This is a genomic window from Megasphaera sp. AF13-6AC, from assembly GCF_027685385.1.
Lineage (GTDB): Bacteria > Bacillota > Negativicutes > Veillonellales > Megasphaeraceae > Megasphaera > Megasphaera micronuciformis.
The window spans coordinates 1-1,257 of sequence record NZ_JAQCUN010000101.1 but is presented as its reverse complement, the minus strand read 5'-3'; the positions used below and the strand labels follow the sequence as shown (position 1 = coordinate 1,257).

The window sequence follows — 1,257 nt, the reverse complement described above, 5'->3', positions numbered from 1 at the left end:
GAGTATATGAACAGGCCTGCAAGGCGACAAAAACGTCGGGGACCGTTGTGGCTACCGACGATCCGAGAATTTATGACCGGGTCATGTCCTTCGGCGGTCAAGCGGTTATGACGGATAAGAATCATGAAAACGGTACAGCCCGCTTAGCCGAAGCGGTAGGACATTATAAAGATGCCCAGGTGGTCATTAATGTTCAGGGAGATGAACCGTTAATTGCACCGGAAGTCATCGATGCGCTCTGCCAAGCTTTTGAAGAAGATGCAGACTTGCAAATGGCTACGGTAGCTACGCCCTTGCAGCCTGAAGAGTATGATGATAAGGGAGCCGTTAAGGTTGTTGTCAATAAGCGGGACGAAGCTATGTATTTTTCCCGCTCCCTGATTCCGTACCCGCGGCACGACTATACGGCACAACACGGTCCGTATAAGCATATCGGGATTTACGCATATCGACGAGATTTTTTGCTCGAATATGCGAATATGGAAGTAACTCCGCTGGAAGCGACGGAATCTCTCGAACAGTTGCGTGTATTGGAAAACGGATATAAGATAAAAGTTATTAAAACAACACATACGTTTATCGGCATAGATACGCCTGAAGACGTAGATCGAGTCAGAGAGTATTTTGCTAAGGAGAAGGTTTGATGAAATCTGTTAAAGTAGGAAATACGGTCCTTGACGGGTCGTCTTTATTCGTCTTGGCCGGACCTTGCGTCATAGAAGACCCGGAACGCACTTTGAATATCGGCCGGGAGATGAAGAAGATTTGTGAAAAATTGGGACTGCCCTATGTATTCAAGGCATCCTTTGATAAGGCCAACCGTTCGTCTTTCACGTCTTATCGCGGACCGGGGCTGGAAGAAGGATTGAAAATCCTGGGGTACATTAAAAAAGAATTGAATGTTCCCGTTGTCAGTGATATTCATGCAGTGGAACAAGTCGAAAAAGCGGCTGAGGTTTTGGATATTTTGCAAATTCCCGCATTCTTGTGCCGTCAGACGGATTTGCTTGAAGCGGCGGCGGCAACAGGAAAGTGCGTAAATGTTAAGAAGGGACAGTTTTTGGCTCCTGAAGACATGGGAAATGTAGTTCAAAAAATCCTCCACAAGGGCAATGAAAATCTCATGCTTACAGAACGCGGCGTGACTATGGGATACCATAATCTGGTTGTCGATATGCGCAGCTTTCCCATTATGAGATCCTTCGGCTATCCCGTTGTATTTGATGCTACACACAGCGTACAGCTCCCCGGCGGCGG

Annotated in this window: 2 protein-coding genes; both read left to right on the top strand. The window is 47.1% G+C overall.

All coding sequences use genetic code 11. The features are described 5' to 3' along the window. On the top strand, window positions 1-644 hold a 644-nt coding region (gene kdsB / locus PGX78_RS06215), incomplete at its 5' end, for a 3-deoxy-manno-octulosonate cytidylyltransferase (protein ID WP_270445914.1). Then, on the top strand, window positions 644-1,257 hold a 614-nt coding region (gene kdsA / locus PGX78_RS06210; RefSeq protein WP_270445913.1), incomplete at its 3' end, for a 3-deoxy-8-phosphooctulonate synthase. The genes kdsB and kdsA, both read left to right, overlap by 1 nt.